The organism is Vibrio halioticoli NBRC 102217 (assembly GCF_000496695.1).
GTDB lineage: Bacteria > Pseudomonadota > Gammaproteobacteria > Enterobacterales > Vibrionaceae > Vibrio > Vibrio halioticoli.
The window spans coordinates 54,493-70,795 of sequence record NZ_BAUJ01000014.1 but is presented as its reverse complement, the minus strand read 5'-3'; the positions used below and the strand labels follow the sequence as shown (position 1 = coordinate 70,795).

18 protein-coding genes are annotated in these 16,303 nt (G+C 42.2%); 8 read left to right on the top strand and 10 right to left on the bottom strand.

Annotated elements, in window-relative coordinates:
• Positions 1–131: 131 nt before the first annotated feature.
• The 5 genes from VHA01S_RS05780 to dapA form a co-directional block, all read right to left on the bottom strand.
• Positions 132–1,418: a KAP family P-loop NTPase fold protein gene (locus tag VHA01S_RS05780; RefSeq protein ID WP_023403417.1), complete on the bottom strand. Its 1,287-nt coding sequence runs from the start codon at positions 1,416–1,418 to the stop codon at positions 132–134.
• Between the two features lie 114 nt (positions 1,419–1,532).
• Entirely contained in the window at positions 1,533–2,060 is a 528-nt protein-coding gene (locus VHA01S_RS17785; protein WP_023403416.1) for a hypothetical protein, read from the bottom strand.
• 424 nt (positions 2,061–2,484) lie between these two features.
• The gene (locus VHA01S_RS05770; RefSeq protein ID WP_023403415.1) at positions 2,485–2,916 is read right to left on the bottom strand and encodes a GNAT family N-acetyltransferase; all 432 of its coding nucleotides are present in this window, start codon (positions 2,914–2,916) and stop codon (positions 2,485–2,487) included.
• A 151-nt stretch (positions 2,917–3,067) separates the two neighbouring features.
• Positions 3,068–4,120 carry an outer membrane protein assembly factor BamC gene (bamC, locus tag VHA01S_RS05765; RefSeq protein ID WP_023403414.1) on the bottom strand — a complete coding sequence of 351 codons (1,053 nt, stop codon included), beginning with the start codon at positions 4,118–4,120 and terminating at the stop codon, positions 3,068–3,070.
• A gap of 54 nt (positions 4,121–4,174) precedes the next feature.
• Complete coding sequence (gene dapA / locus VHA01S_RS05760) at positions 4,175–5,053, bottom strand: 4-hydroxy-tetrahydrodipicolinate synthase (protein ID WP_023403413.1); 879 nt, start codon at positions 5,051–5,053, stop codon at positions 4,175–4,177.
• Positions 5,054–5,285: 232 nt separating this feature from the next.
• On the opposite strand from dapA, the gene VHA01S_RS05755 reads away from it, so the two are divergent.
• Positions 5,286–5,813 carry a glycine cleavage system transcriptional repressor gene (locus tag VHA01S_RS05755; RefSeq protein WP_023403412.1) on the top strand — a complete coding sequence of 176 codons (528 nt, stop codon included), beginning with the start codon at positions 5,286–5,288 and terminating at the stop codon, positions 5,811–5,813.
• A 16-nt stretch (positions 5,814–5,829) separates the two neighbouring features.
• A complete protein-coding gene (bcp, locus tag VHA01S_RS05750; protein WP_023403411.1) occupies positions 5,830–6,297 on the top strand; it encodes a thioredoxin-dependent thiol peroxidase in 468 nt (155 codons plus the stop codon).
• 94 nt (positions 6,298–6,391) lie between these two features.
• On the opposite strand, the gene VHA01S_RS05745 is transcribed toward bcp, so the two are convergent.
• The gene (locus tag VHA01S_RS05745) at positions 6,392–7,486 is read right to left on the bottom strand and encodes an AI-2E family transporter (protein WP_023403410.1); all 1,095 of its coding nucleotides are present in this window, start codon (positions 7,484–7,486) and stop codon (positions 6,392–6,394) included.
• A gap of 8 nt (positions 7,487–7,494) precedes the next feature.
• A complete protein-coding gene (locus VHA01S_RS05740) occupies positions 7,495–7,716 on the bottom strand; it encodes a sulfurtransferase TusA family protein (protein ID WP_023403409.1) in 222 nt (73 codons plus the stop codon).
• A 203-nt stretch (positions 7,717–7,919) separates the two neighbouring features.
• Here VHA01S_RS05740 and bepA point away from each other — a divergent pair, with 203 nt between their 5' ends.
• Genes bepA through VHA01S_RS05725 form a run of 3 tightly spaced genes read left to right on the top strand, consistent with a single transcriptional unit; the run spans position 7,920 to position 10,189 of the window.
• On the top strand, positions 7,920–9,389 hold the full coding sequence (gene bepA / locus VHA01S_RS05735) for a beta-barrel assembly-enhancing protease (protein WP_023403408.1): 1,470 nt from the start codon (positions 7,920–7,922) through the stop codon (positions 9,387–9,389).
• A 12-nt stretch (positions 9,390–9,401) separates the two neighbouring features.
• Positions 9,402–9,752 carry an arsenate reductase (glutaredoxin) gene (gene arsC, locus VHA01S_RS05730; protein WP_023403407.1) on the top strand — a complete coding sequence of 117 codons (351 nt, stop codon included), beginning with the start codon at positions 9,402–9,404 and terminating at the stop codon, positions 9,750–9,752.
• A complete protein-coding gene (locus VHA01S_RS05725) occupies positions 9,752–10,189 on the top strand; it encodes a DUF2069 domain-containing protein (protein ID WP_023403406.1) in 438 nt (145 codons plus the stop codon). Before arsC ends, VHA01S_RS05725 begins: the two co-directional genes overlap by 1 nt.
• Positions 10,190–10,301: 112 nt before the next feature.
• Here the strand turns inward: VHA01S_RS05725 and VHA01S_RS05720 are convergent, their stop codons facing one another.
• Together VHA01S_RS05720 and upp are read right to left on the bottom strand one after the other, a co-directional pair.
• Positions 10,302–11,525, bottom strand: coding sequence for a DUF2066 domain-containing protein (locus VHA01S_RS05720; RefSeq protein WP_023403405.1), 1,224 nt, complete (start codon positions 11,523–11,525; stop codon positions 10,302–10,304).
• A 105-nt stretch (positions 11,526–11,630) separates the two neighbouring features.
• Positions 11,631–12,257 carry a uracil phosphoribosyltransferase gene (gene upp, locus VHA01S_RS05715; RefSeq protein ID WP_023403404.1) on the bottom strand — a complete coding sequence of 209 codons (627 nt, stop codon included), beginning with the start codon at positions 12,255–12,257 and terminating at the stop codon, positions 11,631–11,633.
• Between the two features lie 291 nt (positions 12,258–12,548).
• Between upp and purM the strand changes: the two genes are divergently transcribed.
• From purM to VHA01S_RS05700, 3 genes are all read left to right on the top strand, one after another.
• Positions 12,549–13,589 (top strand): phosphoribosylformylglycinamidine cyclo-ligase, encoded by a 1,041-nt coding sequence (gene purM, locus VHA01S_RS05710; RefSeq protein WP_023403403.1) that lies wholly within the window; start codon positions 12,549–12,551, stop codon positions 13,587–13,589.
• Between the two features lie 2 nt (positions 13,590–13,591).
• Positions 13,592–14,176, top strand: coding sequence for a phosphoribosylglycinamide formyltransferase (gene purN / locus VHA01S_RS05705; RefSeq protein WP_023403402.1), 585 nt, complete (start codon positions 13,592–13,594; stop codon positions 14,174–14,176).
• A gap of 166 nt (positions 14,177–14,342) precedes the next feature.
• Positions 14,343–15,461, top strand: coding sequence for a S1 family peptidase (locus tag VHA01S_RS05700; protein WP_023403401.1), 1,119 nt, complete (start codon positions 14,343–14,345; stop codon positions 15,459–15,461).
• On the opposite strand, the gene VHA01S_RS05695 is transcribed toward VHA01S_RS05700, so the two are convergent.
• Positions 15,445–16,287: a class II glutamine amidotransferase gene (locus VHA01S_RS05695; protein WP_023403400.1), complete on the bottom strand. Its 843-nt coding sequence runs from the start codon at positions 16,285–16,287 to the stop codon at positions 15,445–15,447. The genes VHA01S_RS05700 and VHA01S_RS05695 overlap by 17 nt on opposite strands.
• Positions 16,288–16,303 lie beyond the last annotated feature (16 nt).

The window sequence follows — 16,303 nt, the reverse complement described above, 5'->3', positions numbered from 1 at the left end:
GCCTTCTTCACTTAATTATGACCTGATTGTGTAATTTGACCTAGTTCGGATATCTTCGGTTAATAGGTCTACAATGGGATAAAAACACTACTAAAGATTAGCTGTTGGTGCCGTAGTCGTTTGTTGTGTTTTTACTCTTCATCTGCCGGAAACTTAAACATAGACACAATTTCACAAGCATCTTGAAATCCTTGTACAAAATAGATATTTGATGCCTGATTCTCTAACGAGTCGTTATAGTAGTCCTTAAAAAATGCATACATCCATTTATTAGTGTCACCACCAAAAGAGTTGAACCTGCCACTGGCAACGTGATTAAAGAGTTTATTGTTCTTTACTTTGATCATTGCAGCAGGCAAGAAGTACTCAAACAATTCCGCCCTTTTACTTTCTGGTAATGCCGCAGAACAAAAGCTGATATAGCTAAACGCTCGCTCTATTTCACGACTGTTCATGGCTAAACGATTAGCATGACACAGCGCAACAAACATTTCTTTTAACCGAGAGAGTTCATGTTCACCAAAACTTACTGCAATTTCAAACTCAGACATAAAGCTATCAAATAAAATTCCATAAGACTGAGAAGTACTATTCATCGAGGGTAATTTTGCCTCAATATGAATAAATTTTTCTAGGTACTTTAGTGAATCCTCAGGCTCAACACCATAAACACTAGATATTATTTTTGATAACTGTGCTTTATTATATGAGACGACAAAAATAACATTTTTGGCAGGAAAAAGGTGCTTCACCTTTTCTAAAACTTCAACTGCAAAACTAGGTCGGCAACGATCTAGTTCATCAATGAAAAACACTACTTTTTCACCACTTTCACAGACACTCTCTAAAGCTGAAATATATAGTTCAATGTTTGATTTTGCATTCTGGTAAGATTTAAATTTTTCATTTAAATCAAGCTCCAAAGTACCGAAAGTCGCTGTTCTAAAGGCTTTGTCAGTTAATTGTTCTAGATCTGAGTTTTGAATAACACCGGCAGTTAATGCTCTAAGACCAAGATTAGTCCCTAATTTCACAAGCTCTACAGCTGTATTCTTAGTAACTGATTTTAAATGTTCAATTTGCTTATCTGTTCTTGAGCTTTTTCCTCGAGACTTAAAACTCTTCTCAACTTCAAAAGCTATCGTAGCTCCAATCGATAAAAAAGTATCGTTGGCAAAATCGTTAGCGAAAGCGTCATAGTAGATAGGAATCAAATTATTTGTGCATTCAAGCTCACAAATGAGCTGATGAATAAATGATGTCTTACCCTCGCCCCAGCTGGCATCTATAGCTAAAACAAAACCTCCACTCGTGTTAAGAAAAATATTTGTTAGGTTTTGTGCAACTTCTCCTCGTCCGAAGAGGTACTCGCTTTCGTCACTTACTCTTTTAGCTTGATGTTCAATAGCTAGTTTCATCGCATCCTCAATCTTGATTTAAAAATATAACACCCACTTAAGAGATGAATGAACGTGCGCGATGGCTGAGTGAAGCGAGTTCGACGCGCGTTTATAAATCCCACTTGAAGTGATTTATTCTCCGATCGTGACAACCCATACATTGTGAGACGCCTTAAGTTTTGGGTAAGACTTTCTTATCATAGCTCGAAGGTATGCCAATCTTCGGTTACCTTCAATTAATTGATATGGCTCGAGCATAAAGTTACCCTCGTTACGAATGTGATGAATATGCTTACTTGCATCTTTAGCAACGATGATTGGGCAAGGAGAGGTACCATTTTCAAACATGAACTTTGCAGCCTCATGCTCATTTAAGAGCCCCTTCAAGAACTCTTGACCTTTGCCATCCAACAACTTTAAATCATAATCAAAGTGCTTAATTGTCATAACTTCATTATTGTCAAAGTCTCGTAGTTCAAAATTCCACTTTTTAAAATTATAAAGCTTTGAAAATTCTACAACCTGTTCGTTGTGATACCACATCCAATTTTTAACAACATCTTGAGGTATGTGATCTAATTCTGTGGGAAAACGAGCATAGTAATCCTCGAAGTCTTCATCTTTAAAATCTGATGGATCATTTCTTTTAGGTATTTCCACATATCCTCCGAATCACATAGCATTCTAAATAACAGGTTCGCTCGTTTTCTGCTTGCCTAACCGGCATTAAATCTACCATAAACCGCTGATATATAAAGAACATGCATCACATCTTACATTCAGCCTTTATATAAAAACAAACTTTCCCCCTCAACAAAATAAGCCATTCTCCAAACTCAAACCTAATAAACGGAATAAACACAAAGAAAAAACCTACTCATATTGGACTAAATACTTCATTCACTTCATCTGTGAGTAAATTAACAAGTTCGACCATATAACTGGACCACTGGATATGAAGAAAGGTCGGCAAAACTACTTGGACTCAAAAAAGCCACAATACAACACCCGCACATACGGAAACGCCCAAAGTTATTAGCTTTGGGCGTTTCTTCTAACAAACTTGGTTACGACAAACCGAGCTTTAAAGAGTCATATGCAGAATTGGAAAAGGTTTTCCCATGCCATCAAGGGGTGAGCGTGAAACGACGTTAAAACCCATATGCTGGTAGAAGCCTACTGCCTGTGGGTTTTGTTCGTTTACATCGACTTTGGTTGCGCCTAACTGCTCTATTGCGTGTTGCAGTAGTACCTTACCTATGCCTTGCCCTCTTGCCTCGTTTAGGATGAAAAGCATTTCAATCTTAGACTCGTAGGTACCTACGAAGCCTTGAATTGAGCCACTTGCATTTTTCACACATTGTAACGTGACAGCAGGAAACGCCTGCTCAATGATAATGGGTTTAAAAAACTCAATATCGTCTTCTGTTATGAAGTCATGAGTTGCTCGGACTGAATTTTCCCAAACATTAAGCATTTCTGCATAATTTTCAGGAAGCACATTTTCTACAATCATTGGGGGTCTCTATAGTTGACTGAAATGAATGTGCAGCCGCGAGTGCGTATTTTATCGACAATATCTATGTCCGTCTATTTTGCATTAACATAAATAACAAAAAAGGAGCACCCATTGAGTGCTCCTTTTGCTATTCATTAAAAAGTATTCACTACTCTTCGTCAGCTTCGCCGTCTTTAGCTGCGCTAGTTTGTTCCATCATCTTAGCTAATACAGGTAGCATTTCTTTTAGCATCTCTTCTGTCACTGGTTTTCCAGCTTCATTGGTAATGTTAATCGAAGTTCGGTTACCTAAATCACCTAACAAGAAGGTGTATGTTTGTGAGTCGTAGCTTAGTGGCTTCATGCCGATGCTTTGCCAGAAATCGTCATTTGGCTGAGCAAAAGATGTTTTGATTGTGCCTTGAGATTGATTACGCTCATCCATGCTAAAGCCCATGGTTGGCAATAGCTCTGGGATACGTTGCCAGAAGACATTGTAAGGTGCGCGCGCAATAATAATAGGCAGACCGCTACGATCTTGTCCCATGCTCAAAGGAATGATCTTCACCAGTTCCAACGCTTTCTTAGCGGCTTCATCACGAACCACTTGGTCGTAACGAGACATCACTAAATTAGTCATAAAGGTGTTATAACGTTCTTTGTTGGTCAAGCTAACTTCTTGCTCTTCACCACCTTCTCTCCACGCAATTAAGCTAATGCGAAATCCAAAGCGAGAGTTTTCTTCAAAGCGTTCGATAAGGTAACGGCTGCTTAGCGTTTCCTCTTCGTCTTCTTCTTCCCAAACGATCCAATCTGTTTCAATGCTGTCGTCAGTAGAGACTAGGCGTTTGATATCACGAGAATCCATCATATCTTGCGCTGTTTGCCATACTTTATCGCGCTCGTCTTTGGTCAGTAACCATAAGGTCACTACCCCATCAACTTGCTCAGTACGAGCACCAGGAATCAGTTCTAGAACCTGTTGTGGCGGGCGAATATCTACCTGTTTGCCAATACCACCGACATAATCCCCACTCGGGATATTATAGTCAGGATAAAACTCAAGCTGCTGATCTTGCGCTGATACAAGATCAGGGCGAGGTTCAGCTTCAAGGTATTTAAAGTCGTCTTTTGCTTGACGACGCTCCGCTGCGCTACCAGCACAACCACTTAAAATAGCGACAGCCAGTGTACTAAGCACTAGCTGATTAACAAACTTCATTGAGACTCCTGATCCTTAGCACCTGATTGAGGTTCGAATCGTAGATAATTAGGTTTAACGAATGCCAGCTTGGTCAAGTGCAGCGTTTACTACTTCTTGGCCTGCTTCTGACAATGGCATCATAGGTAAACGCAATGCGCTGTTTCCAACAAGATGCAATTGTTGCGCTGCCCATTTAACAGGCGTTGGGCTAGATTCAACAAATAACCCATGATGTAAGCCCATTAATCGTTCATTGATAATTTCGGCTTCAGCGTACTTGCCTTCCGCTGCTAGGCTAAACATATCAGCCATATCTTTTGGCGCAAGATTGTTGGTCACAGAAATCACACCTTTACCACCCAGCTTCACAAATTCGAGACCTGTAGCGTCATCACCACTCAGTAAGACAAAATCATCGCCACAAAGTTCTTTGTGTTTTGCCACTCGTGATAAATCGCCCGTTGCGTCTTTTAACGCTACGATATTATCTATTTTAGACAGACGAGCTACCGTTTCTGGAAGCATATCTACACCGGTACGGCTTGGCACATTGTAAAGGATGATAGGTACAGCGCTCACCTTTGAAATTTCAACAAAGTGTTGATAAATGCCTTCTTGGGTTGGCTTATTGTAGTACGGTGTCACGCTCAAGCATCCTGCAATGCCAGAATCATTTAGCAAACGGCTAAATGTGATGGCTTCATGAGTTGCATTTGCACCTGTGCCCGCAATAACAGGAATGCGACCGTTAGCAAATTCGACTATCTTGCCGACGACCTTCACATGTTCTTCAACGGTAAGCGTTGCCGACTCACCTGTAGTGCCTACTGCGACAATTGCAGATGTACCCGCATCAACATGGAACTCAACTAAGTTCTTAAGACTTTGGTAATCTACTTCATCATCTGTATTGAAAGGCGTTATCAAAGCAACAATACTTCCCGAAAACATGACTCACTCCCTAAATTTCATTAATATCGCATGGTACTTGATTGAGATTAGAAAACACAAGCGGATATAGGCACTGGCGTCAAGTTTTTACCAATTATTTGCATTCAAGTTGACAGGATCGACGTTCATCAAAGCCGATATGTTAATTCAGTTAAAGTTTCCAACATTTACCGGCACCAAAACAAATGATTGCGTGTAGACTATTAAAATTCGTCAGTCAAAGGATACTATTATGGCGCAGCATTTAATTATCACTGCCGTTGGTACAGATCGCCCGGGTATTGGCAACAAAATCATCCATCTTATTTCTGAACTTGGCTGTAATATCATTGATACCCGTATTGCAATATTGGGTAACGATTTTACGTTAATCATGCTAACTTCAAGCACACTTTCTCAAGCCACTCGCGTTGAGCATTCTCTTCCCCAACTTGGGGCGCAACATGATTTACTGACCATGGTAAAACGTACTTCGCCACATACCGAATTGGCACCCAAATTTACCATTGAAGCGCATATTCAAGCACAAGATAGAATTGGCCTGACAGAACAAGTGACCTTTTTCTTTGCCAGTAAAGAGATTGGGATTAACTCGTTAAGTGCCAAAATGCTCAGCGGAGAAAACAAAGATAAGTTTCAAATTGCATTGAGCGCATCGTTGTCAGATGAGTATAATTTAATGCAGTTACAAGAAGACTTTGCCACATTTTGTGAATCGCTCAATGTGCAAGGGACTCTTAATTTCATCAATAATGGATAATGTTCAAGGACTTTCAATGCAAACATTAACGGCAGGCACACCCGCACCTGATGTCACTCTACTCGATCAGGATGGCAATTCAGTCTCTCTAAAAGACCTAAAAGGGCAAAAAGTTCTGTTTTACTTTTACCCAAAAGCAATGACTCCAGGTTGCACCGTGCAAGCGCAAGGTTTACGTGATGTGAAAGCCGAGCTTGAAGCACACAATGTCGTGGTGCTCGGTGTCAGTATTGATCCAGTAAAACGCTTAGGTAAATTCATTGAACGCGATAGCTTAAACTTCACGCTGTTATCCGATGAAGATCACTCTGCAGCCGAAGCCTTTGGCGTTTGGGGAGAAAAGAAATTCATGGGCAAAGTGTATGACGGCCTGCACCGCATCAGCTTTTTGATCAATGAAGAAGGCGTGATTGAACACGTATTCAACAAGTTTAAGACTAAAACGCACCATGAAGTGGTGTTGGATTATTTAAACCAAGCTTAATGACTGCCTGCGAATAATAACGACAGACATAAAAATCAAAAGCCAGTCTCATTTAAGCGACTGGCTTTTTCGTTTTTGCTATATGTGCTAAATACTATTGCTGTGACTCTTGTACTTTTTGCTGGTCTTGCAAAGCGTCTAAGTCAGGGTGAGTAAAGGCATTGACTACCGCTTTCACTAACGTGGCAAGTGGGATGGCGAAGAATATCCCCCAAAAGCCCCATAATCCACCAAAGACCAATACCGCAATAATAATGGCAACCGGATGCAGGTTGACCGCCTCAGAGAAAAGTACAGGTACGAGTACATTGCCATCAAGCGCCTGAATAATGCCGTAAGCGATTAAAAGATAATAGAACTGCGGAGCAAGTCCCCATTGGAACAGCCCTACAATTGCCACAGGGATAGTGACAGCAGCGGCGCCAATGTAGGGAATTAACACCGATAAGCCAACGGCAACCGCGAGCAACACCGAATAGCGCAAATCTAATATGGCAAAGGTAATGTAACTGGCACTGCCGACGATGACAATCTCCACCACTTTACCGCGGATATAATTAGAGATTTGACCGTTCATTTCATGCCATACCTGATAAGCAAGATTACGGTTTTTTGGCAATATACCGCTGAGCATACTTAACATTTGCTCTTTGTCTTTAAGCAAGAAAAAGATAAGCAGCGGTACCAAAATAAGGTAAACCCCAACCGTAGCCAAACTCACCAAAGATGCTAATGAGCCTTTTACTGCGCTTTCACCCAGCCCAACGAATTTATTTTTCATGTCGGCAAACATAAACTCAGCGTTAGTGACGGTAGCAAATTCAGGAAAACGTTCGGGAATTGAGTTAATAAAATCTTGCAACTGACGATACATGTTTGGCACATCATTGAAGAAATTACCAATTTGTTGCCAGATGGTTGGCACTATGCCAATAAATGCAACAAGCACTAAGCCAACAAAGAGAAATAACACCAAAATAACGGCAATAGTTCTAGGAACGCCAATGCGAACTAACTGCACCACAGGCCACTCTAAAAGGTAGGCTAATACGATAGCAACCAGCAGCGGGGCAATAAGATGCCCAAAAAAATAGATGGTGATAAATCCAAATAGAATGATGGTCACTAAGCTAACGGCGTGAGGATCAGAGAATCTGCGTTTATACCATTGCTTCATCATATCAAGCATAGTAAGAGTTACCCTTTGGTTATGGTTAAGGAATAAAAATCAGCACCTTGCTTTACATCCACCAACATACCGTGATGTAAAAAGTAAGCTTTCATATCTTTGATGGAGACTAAATCTAGCACTAAAAAAGTGAGGCTTTGAGACGTTGATAATGCCCTACTTGCACGCTTAGCCAGCAACAAAGTCATAGGACATCGTTCTTCAGTAAGATCAATGATTTCGACTGACATAGTTGAACGAGTTCTATTTATTCTAAATACGCCTATTGTAAATCTTTTTTAGTTCAAAACCACTATTATCCCGTGTTAACCTAGTGACTAAGTTGTTAACAAGTGTCATTTTGCTCTTATCAAGAAACCAAATGGACTCAATAGGGTCTTACCATTAGACAGCCCTCTTTAAAATGGAAATCGGATCTCACGTTAATTAAACAATGACTGCCACTAATTTAAAACGCAAAGTATCGATATTAGCCACGCTATTAAGTGCATCTTTATGCTTTAGCGCCCCTAGTCTTGCCAACTCAACAGACTTGCCCGATATCGGCACAACCGCTGGTGCGACCCTGACCATAGATCAAGAACGCAATTATGGCGACGCTTATATGCGTATCCTTAGAGCCAGTCAGCCCATCGTCAGTGATCCCGTTTTAAGTGAATATGTTTCAAGTTTAGGCTATCGACTCGTCGCCAATGCCTCTGATGTAAAAACGCCTTTTAAGTTTTTTTTGATTCGTGACCGAAACATTAACGCCTTTGCCTTTTTTGGCGGACACGTTGCTTTGCATACTGGTCTATTTTTACACGCTAACACTGAAGGCGAACTTGCCTCTGTGGTTGCCCACGAAATTGCCCACGTTACTCAGCGCCACTTGGCAAGGCGCATGGAAGATCAAGCGCGTAAAACGCCAGTAACGATCGCCGCATTAGCCGGTTCTATTTTATTGGCGATTGCCGCCCCAGAAGCGGGAATCGCGGCTATAACTGCCACGCAAGCAGGCGCAATGCAAAGTGCCATCAACTATACCCGCAGTAATGAGAAAGAAGCGGATCGAGTGGGCATGAGCACCTTGATCAAAACAGGCTATGATCCGCATGCGATGCCGCATTTCTTTGGACGCTTAGCCGATCAATATCGTTATGCGAGCAAGCCGCCGCCAATGCTGCTGACTCACCCATTACCCGAAGACCGTATTACTGATACTCGTGCTCGTGCTGACGCATACCCTTCTAAGCCGCATGCTCCAGTACTGGATTTTCACATGGCAAAAGCGCGAATCGTTGCCCGCTATGTAGGCATCAATAGCGATGGCGCGTTAGATTGGCTTAAGCGCAAAGAAAAATCTGCATCAGCCGAGATAAAGCCTGCCTATCAATATGGTAAGGCACTGGTTTATTTAGACACTAAACAGCTAGACAAAGCCGAAGCTTTGCTCGTGCAATTGCAAAAACAGTTGCCCAATAGCAACTTTGTACTGGATGCGCTTGCCGATTTAAACATTGCCAAGAAAACACCACAGAAAGCGCAAGTGTTGTTAGAAAACGCATTGAAAACCAAACCGGGTAACCCAACATTAGAGATCAATCTGGCCAATGTTCTGATTGAACAAGATAAAAACAAAGAAGCAATACGATTATTACAGCGATACACGCACGCTAATTCTGATGACAGCAACGGTTGGCATCTATTAAGTAAAGCGCACGCTAACTTAGGGGATTCGGCAAATGAAGTTGCCGCTCGCGGTGAATTGTATGCCCTTAGCGCTAACTGGAATCGAGCGATTCAAAGCTTTACTCAAGCGGCTCAATTGTCACAGCTAGGCAGTAATCAGCAAGCTCGCTTTGATGCGCGTATCGATCAGCTTTTACAACAACGCGACCAGTTTATGGCGCTCCAAAACTAAAAAGGAAATTTCATGTCTGTTGTTATTTTTCATAACCCTCGCTGTTCAAAAAGCCGAGAGACATTAGCTTTACTAGAAGAAAAAGGAATAGCACCAGAAGTGGTTCTGTATTTAGATGCTGAGCTGACCCTAGATTCACTGCGCACTATCTACAGCCAATTAGGGCTAACTGAAGTGCGTCAAATGATGCGTACCAAAGAAGCCATCTATAAAGCGCTAAACCTTGGCGATAGCGCATTAAGCGATGATGCTTTGTTTGAAGCTATGTTAGCCAACCGCAAACTGATTGAGCGCCCGATTGTTGTGGCAAACGGCAAAGCCAAGCACGGCCGTCCACCAGAGCAGGTTTTAGAGATCCTATAATGCCTAATTCTAACGCCATAGAAATGGCCCCTAAGACCAAGCTATGGCTACGAACCGCGCAAATAGGTCACTTTTGCTTATTAGTTTGGGTACTGCTTTGGCACAGTGTCATTTCACCTCCGGCTGAAATTAACCCTTGGTTTTTAACCATTGCTTGGTGTGTACCTTTGCTGTTCCCTATCAAGGGTATATTGGCGCAAAAGCCATACACCTTTGCTTGGGCAAACTTTGTATTGCTACTCTACTTCTTGCACTCACTGACATTGGTGTATGTGGATGAAGGAGAGCGAACTCTGGCTATCATCGAGTTGGTTATTAGCAGTATCGCTTTTATTGGCAACACGCTATATAGCCGATTAAGAGGACGCGAGTTAGGTTTGAAGCTAAAAAAGCTGTCTGAATATAAGCAAGAAGAACAGCAACGCTTTGGTCGCTAATATTTTTAATGGCTAATAAGCTAATAAATAACAAAAAGCCCCTGTATTATCTATTTTTAGTAGTAATACAGGGGCTTTTTTAGATTACGCTAATTCGCCAGTAATGAAGAAACTAAGATTGCCACTCATAGTCAAGAGTTTGCGCTTCTTCCTCTGCCACTGGAGTGGCAGGTGCGCTCTCCGTTGTCGCTGGCGTTGCCACAGGCACTGAAACTGCAGTCGACGGCTGTGTTGTGGTATCTGTATTGCTGCTGTCAGCTTGCACTGGTGCAACGGCTTGCACTTTTTCTGTCGCGGGTGCAGTTGGAGCAGGAACAGGCTTAGCCGCTTTGTTCACTTTATTACTTCTAAGTAATTGACGTTCAAAGTCGGCTTTATCGGTAATTAAGTTAACTTGAAAATCAACGTCATCACCCACTACATGACTCAGCTCTACCGATGCAACGCTTGGTAAACTTTCTAACATACGTTCAATGCTGAAAAACGAGAACGCGTCATTTACGCCAGAGAATTTAACATCAATTGATGAAGCCACTTCACCGCTGCTTTTGGTTGCGCTTTTGTTCGCGTAGTAACGACCTAGCTCTGCCACCAAAGCTTCTGTCACTTGTTTATTTGTACCTGAAGCCTCACCAGAAACAGGAGACAATGCACTGTCGTCGATAAACTGAGGTTTATCATCGTAGAGTGTCCAACGCAGACGCTGCTGATGACCATTGCGGGCAATTCGAGCCACTACGACGGCATCAACATTGTAGCGACGACTGCTACTCGAGATTTGCTTGGTAAAACCACCCCACAGCTCTGTCGGCTTGATGCTAGTGACATCATCAATATCACCAACAGGAACAATAATAGGAAGCCCTTTTTGGCCTGCTACATATCTTAGGTTCGCTACAGAGGTTCGCTCTGATTGCTCCCAGCTAATGGTTCTATCATAGCCATTGTCTTCTACAACCCAAACCAACAAACGGGCGCGCTCTTCCGGCCAATAAGGTAAATTTGCCTGAGCTAGTAAAGATTGGATCTGCTTGGAGTTAAAAGACATTTTTAAGATAGGTTGACCATTTCTTTGAGATGGCATGATCGTCGACAAAAAACGGCTACTTTGGGTAATGGCTTTTTGCACAACTGGATTATCTAAAGAGGCTGAATCACCCGTTGCTCGTACAATAACTTCTCGCATGCCTTCGCGGCGCGCTAACTCTTCACCACTGTGTTTGGCTCCTTCTTGCTGTTCAAAAACGACAGCATCAGTATCAAACACATTCACTTTGGTAACCGCAAGTGCAGAAAAAGAGGTTAATGTTGCTAGCAAACAAGCTAATAATCGCATAAATAACTCAGTAATATTAATTAGTTAGAAAAGGATAAGCGAAGATACTAAAACCAACAAGTAGAGCCTGTTTAAAAGTACCCTACCGTATGGTTTTATTTAGCGTTACTTAGTACCAAAAATCTTGTCGCCCGCATCGCCAAGACCCGGAACAATGTAGCCTTTGTCGTTTAGGCATTCGTCGATAGCTGCAGTGAATAGCTCGATATCTGGGTGCGCTTTTTCTAGCGCTTCAATACCTTCAGGAGCGGCAACCAAAACCAGTGCTTTAATAACTTTACAGCCTTTCTCTTTCAATAGATCAATAGTTGCAATCATAGACCCGCCAGTTGCTAGCATTGGGTCAACAACTAGAGCAATACGTTGATCAATGCATGATGCCAACTTATTAAAATACGGTACAGGTTCTAATGTTTCTTCGTCACGGTAGATACCCACAACACTGATTTTCGCACTCGGCATGTGTTCCAATACGCCGTCCATCATGCCAAGACCGGCACGTAAGATTGGCACTACGGTTACTTTTTTGCCTTTAATTTGATCAACTTCAACCGAACCATCCCATCCTTCGATAGTGACACGTTCTGTTTCAAAATCAGCGGTTGCTTCATAAGTTAGTAGGCTACCCACTTCAGTTGCTAACTCTCTAAAACGCTTAGTGCTAATGTTACCTTCGCGCATTAAACCAAGTTTATGCTTTACAAGTGGATGTTTTACCTCAACAACTCTCATATCTTTCTCCAATCTGAATTCAATAAACCTCCGAATTATATACCCAAACTATGCTAACTTACGAGCTACATAGGTATTAGTGAGCAATTAATTATTGATTGCGAGTACAATCTGCTTATTGCTTCAATTTACCTATCTAATTCGGTTTTTGTGGTTATTTTTCTCTCACATAAGGGGGATAAATCAATAACAAACGTAAATAACCACGCAAACGTTTGCTATTGTCGATTATCCCTTGTTAGAATAGCGCCGATTTTTCTTCCCTAACTTTATCTAAACGAGGAATTTCCCGTGAGTAGTAACAAGGCTTCTCTTAGCTACAAAGATGCTGGTGTAGACATTGACGCTGGCAACGCACTGGTTGACAAAATTAAAGGTGCTGTAAAGCGCACACGTCGTCCAGAGGTCATGGGTGGCATTGGTGGCTTTGGCGCATTATGCGAATTGCCAACCAAATATAAGCAACCGGTACTGGTTTCGGGTACAGACGGCGTTGGTACTAAACTGCGTCTTGCACTAGACATGAAAAAACACGACACCATAGGTGTTGATTTAGTGGCTATGTGTGTAAATGACCTTATCGTTCAAGGTGCTGAACCTCTATTTTTCTTAGATTACTATGCAACAGGGAAGCTTGACATAGATACTGCCGCTGACGTTGTTGCGGGTATTGCTGAAGGTTGTGTGCAATCTGGTTGTTCACTAATCGGTGGCGAAACAGCAGAAATGCCAGGCATGTATGAAGGTGACGATTACGATGTTGCTGGCTTCTGTGTAGGTGTTGTTGAAAAAGAAGACATCATTGATGGCACTAAAGTTGCCGCTGGTGATGCACTTATCGCAGTAGGTTCAAGTGGCCCACACTCAAACGGCTACTCACTAGTTCGTAAAATCCTTGAAGTGTCTAAAGCGGATCTAAACCAAGATCTAGAAGGCAAACCTCTAGGCGAACACCTATTAGAACCAACAAAAATCTACATCAAATCAGCACTTAAAATGATTGAGAAGCACGATATCCATGCTATCTCTCATATTACTGGTGGCGGTTTCTGGGAAAACATCCCACGCGTTCTACCTGAAGGCACTAAAGCGGTTATCGATGGTAACAGCTGGAACTGGCCTACTATCTTCAACTGGCTACAAGAAAACGGTAACGTTGACACTCGCGAAATGTATCGTACATTTAACTGTGGTGTTGGCCTAATCGTTGCTTTGCCTCAAGATCAAGCTGAGCAAGCTGTTAAACTTCTTAAAGAAGAAGGTGAAAACGCTTGGGTTATTGGTCAAATTGCACAAGCAAATGGCGAAGAAGAGCAAGTAGAGATCAAATAATAATGACTAAAATTGTCGTCTTAATTTCAGGGAATGGAAGTAATTTACAGGCTATTATTGATGCTTGTATTAAAGGCGACATTGACGGTCAAGTCAGTGCGGTTATCAGTAACCGCGCTGATGCATTTGGTTTACAGCGAGCACAGCAAGCCAATATCCCTACCCATGTAAAATCGCATACCGACTTCTCAGACCGAGAATCCTTTGATCAAGCGGTGATGAGCATTATTGATGACTATCAGCCCGATATCATTGTGCTAGCAGGTTACATGCGTATTCTTACCGACGGTTTTGTGAATCATTACCTAGGTAAAATGATCAACATCCACCCTTCTTTGTTACCTAAATATCCAGGTTTACACACCCACCAGCGTGCGATTGAGGCTGGAGATAGTGAACACGGCAGTAGCGTGCACTTTGTCACGCCAAAGCTAGATAGTGGCCCTATCATAGAACAAGCAAAAGTTGCGATTGAAGCGCACGATTGTCCGCAATCACTATTGGCTAAGGTGCAAAAAGCGGAGCATATTCTTTACCCTAAGGTGGTGCAAGATATCATTGCAGGTCGCGTAGTTTGGCAGCAATAACTACCCCATAACGCTTCTTTTTACCGCAAATAGATTGATTTTTTTCAATACTATTCTCTGTTTTCATGTCACAAATAATAAAAAACCCTTTCTCTGAAAATTTGTTGCATATGGCGAGTATTTGATCAGCATTATAGAATCTTAGTTTTCATATAACGAGGTTAATATGCGCATTCCATGGCTCACTGTTCTTCTTAGTTTATTCACGGTGAGTGCTCACAGCGCACCAACTCCAGAAAATCAAAATAGCGCTTATATAGTCAACGGTATTAATGCTACCGTAAAAGACTATCGCTCTTTTGTTAGCTTATATTATGACCCGTCGGGATATGGCTCCAATGACCGCTATTACCCCTATTGTGGTGGCGTATTAATTGCCCCACAGTATGTGCTAACCGCTGCGCATTGCATTTATAATGATCGAGAAAATCAACTGTATACCTCAGTTGTATTTATGCCGCAAAATCAACGAGTCAATCACCCTACCATTTCAGGCTTCAGTCGCCGCATCAGCAATATTTACTATAGAAATGATTATAATGACGATATAGCGACCAGACTGCCCAATGACATTGCAATATTGAAGCTCGAAGCTCCAAGACAAATTGGTGACCCCGTCGACTGGGCAATTGATGAATCATATCGATATGATGCCATGGCACACTTCATTGCCGTTGGACATGGTCGCAACACATACCAAAAGAAAGAGACCCTTACGCTACAAAAGGTAGAATTATCGTTAGTGGATAACGAAAAATGTCGACAAGAATTCGGCGATGGAATTACCCAATCGCACTTATGCTTTGACGGCGATTATAATCCCATGACTCAGTTAAAAAATTCAACCTGTAGCGGTGACTCAGGTGGCCCGCTTTACTGGACGCACAATGGACGAAATATCTTAGTAGGCATCACTAGTTTTGGTCCTAAAATCTGTGGCACACCTTTGCGTAGCCTTACCTCGGTATTTACTGAAGTCGCCGATTACGACTTCTGGATTACCGATGTACTCAATAACCAAATTGATCCAGAGATCACCACTCACCTACGCATTAGCGAGGAAAATCGACAATCTGGCATTGTTGAAACGGTAAATCATAAGGTTGAGACGGTGACTGTTGAGGAGAAAGAACCAACGCATATTAGTGAACCAGTAACGGTGGATTCAAGCAGTAATTCAAAAAGAAGTGGCGGTACGATGGGAATGTGGTGCTTGTTGCTAATGGGGTTGTTGGTTGCTCAACGAAGAGCAACCAATAATATCAGCTCTAAAGCGCTTCAGTAGGTGCTTGACTGCGCGGTTTTGCTTCTGCATGAGCAACATCAGATAAAGCGTGCACGTTGCTGTCAATCACTTCACCGAACTGAAATAAGGTAAATTCACCCGGCTTAAGTCGGTGCCATACCTCATCTTGCGTCAATGGTTGGGTGGCGATAACGGAAACAACGTCGTTGGGTGTGGTTTCTTCTTGGAAGTTAATCGTCACATCTTCATCAATCAACCTTGCCTTGCCAAACGGGGCTCGGCGAGTAATGTAATAAAGGTGGTTGGTACAGTAAGCAAGGACGTACTCACCATCTGAAAGCAGCATATTAAATACGCCCATCTTTCTTAATTCATCACATTTCTCAACTAAAAATAAGAATACTTCTTTCATATCTTTAGGCGGATGAGGGTAACGAGCTTCTAAGTTATCCAAGATCCAACAAAACGCTTTTTCACTGTCGGTTTCCCCTACAGAGCGATGGCGAGATATCGGTAGATCTTGATAACCTGTCAGTTGACCATTGTGTGCAAAGGTCCAATAACGTCCCCACAATTCACGAGTGAAAGGATGGGTATTTTCTAGATTGACCCCGCCACGGTTTGCTTGCCTAATATGACTAATAACAGCACGACTCTTGATAGGATAGCTTTGCACCAATTCTGCAATTTTTGAATCGCAGCTTGGGTTAGGATCTTTAAAGGTGCGAAACCCTTTCCCTTCATAAAAGGTAATCCCCCAGCCGTCTCTATGCGGGCCAGTATTGCCACCGCGTTGAATCAGGCCAGTAAAGCTAAAACAGATATCTGTTGGCACATTGGCGCTCATGCCAAGCAGTTCACACATATAAATCTCCTACTAA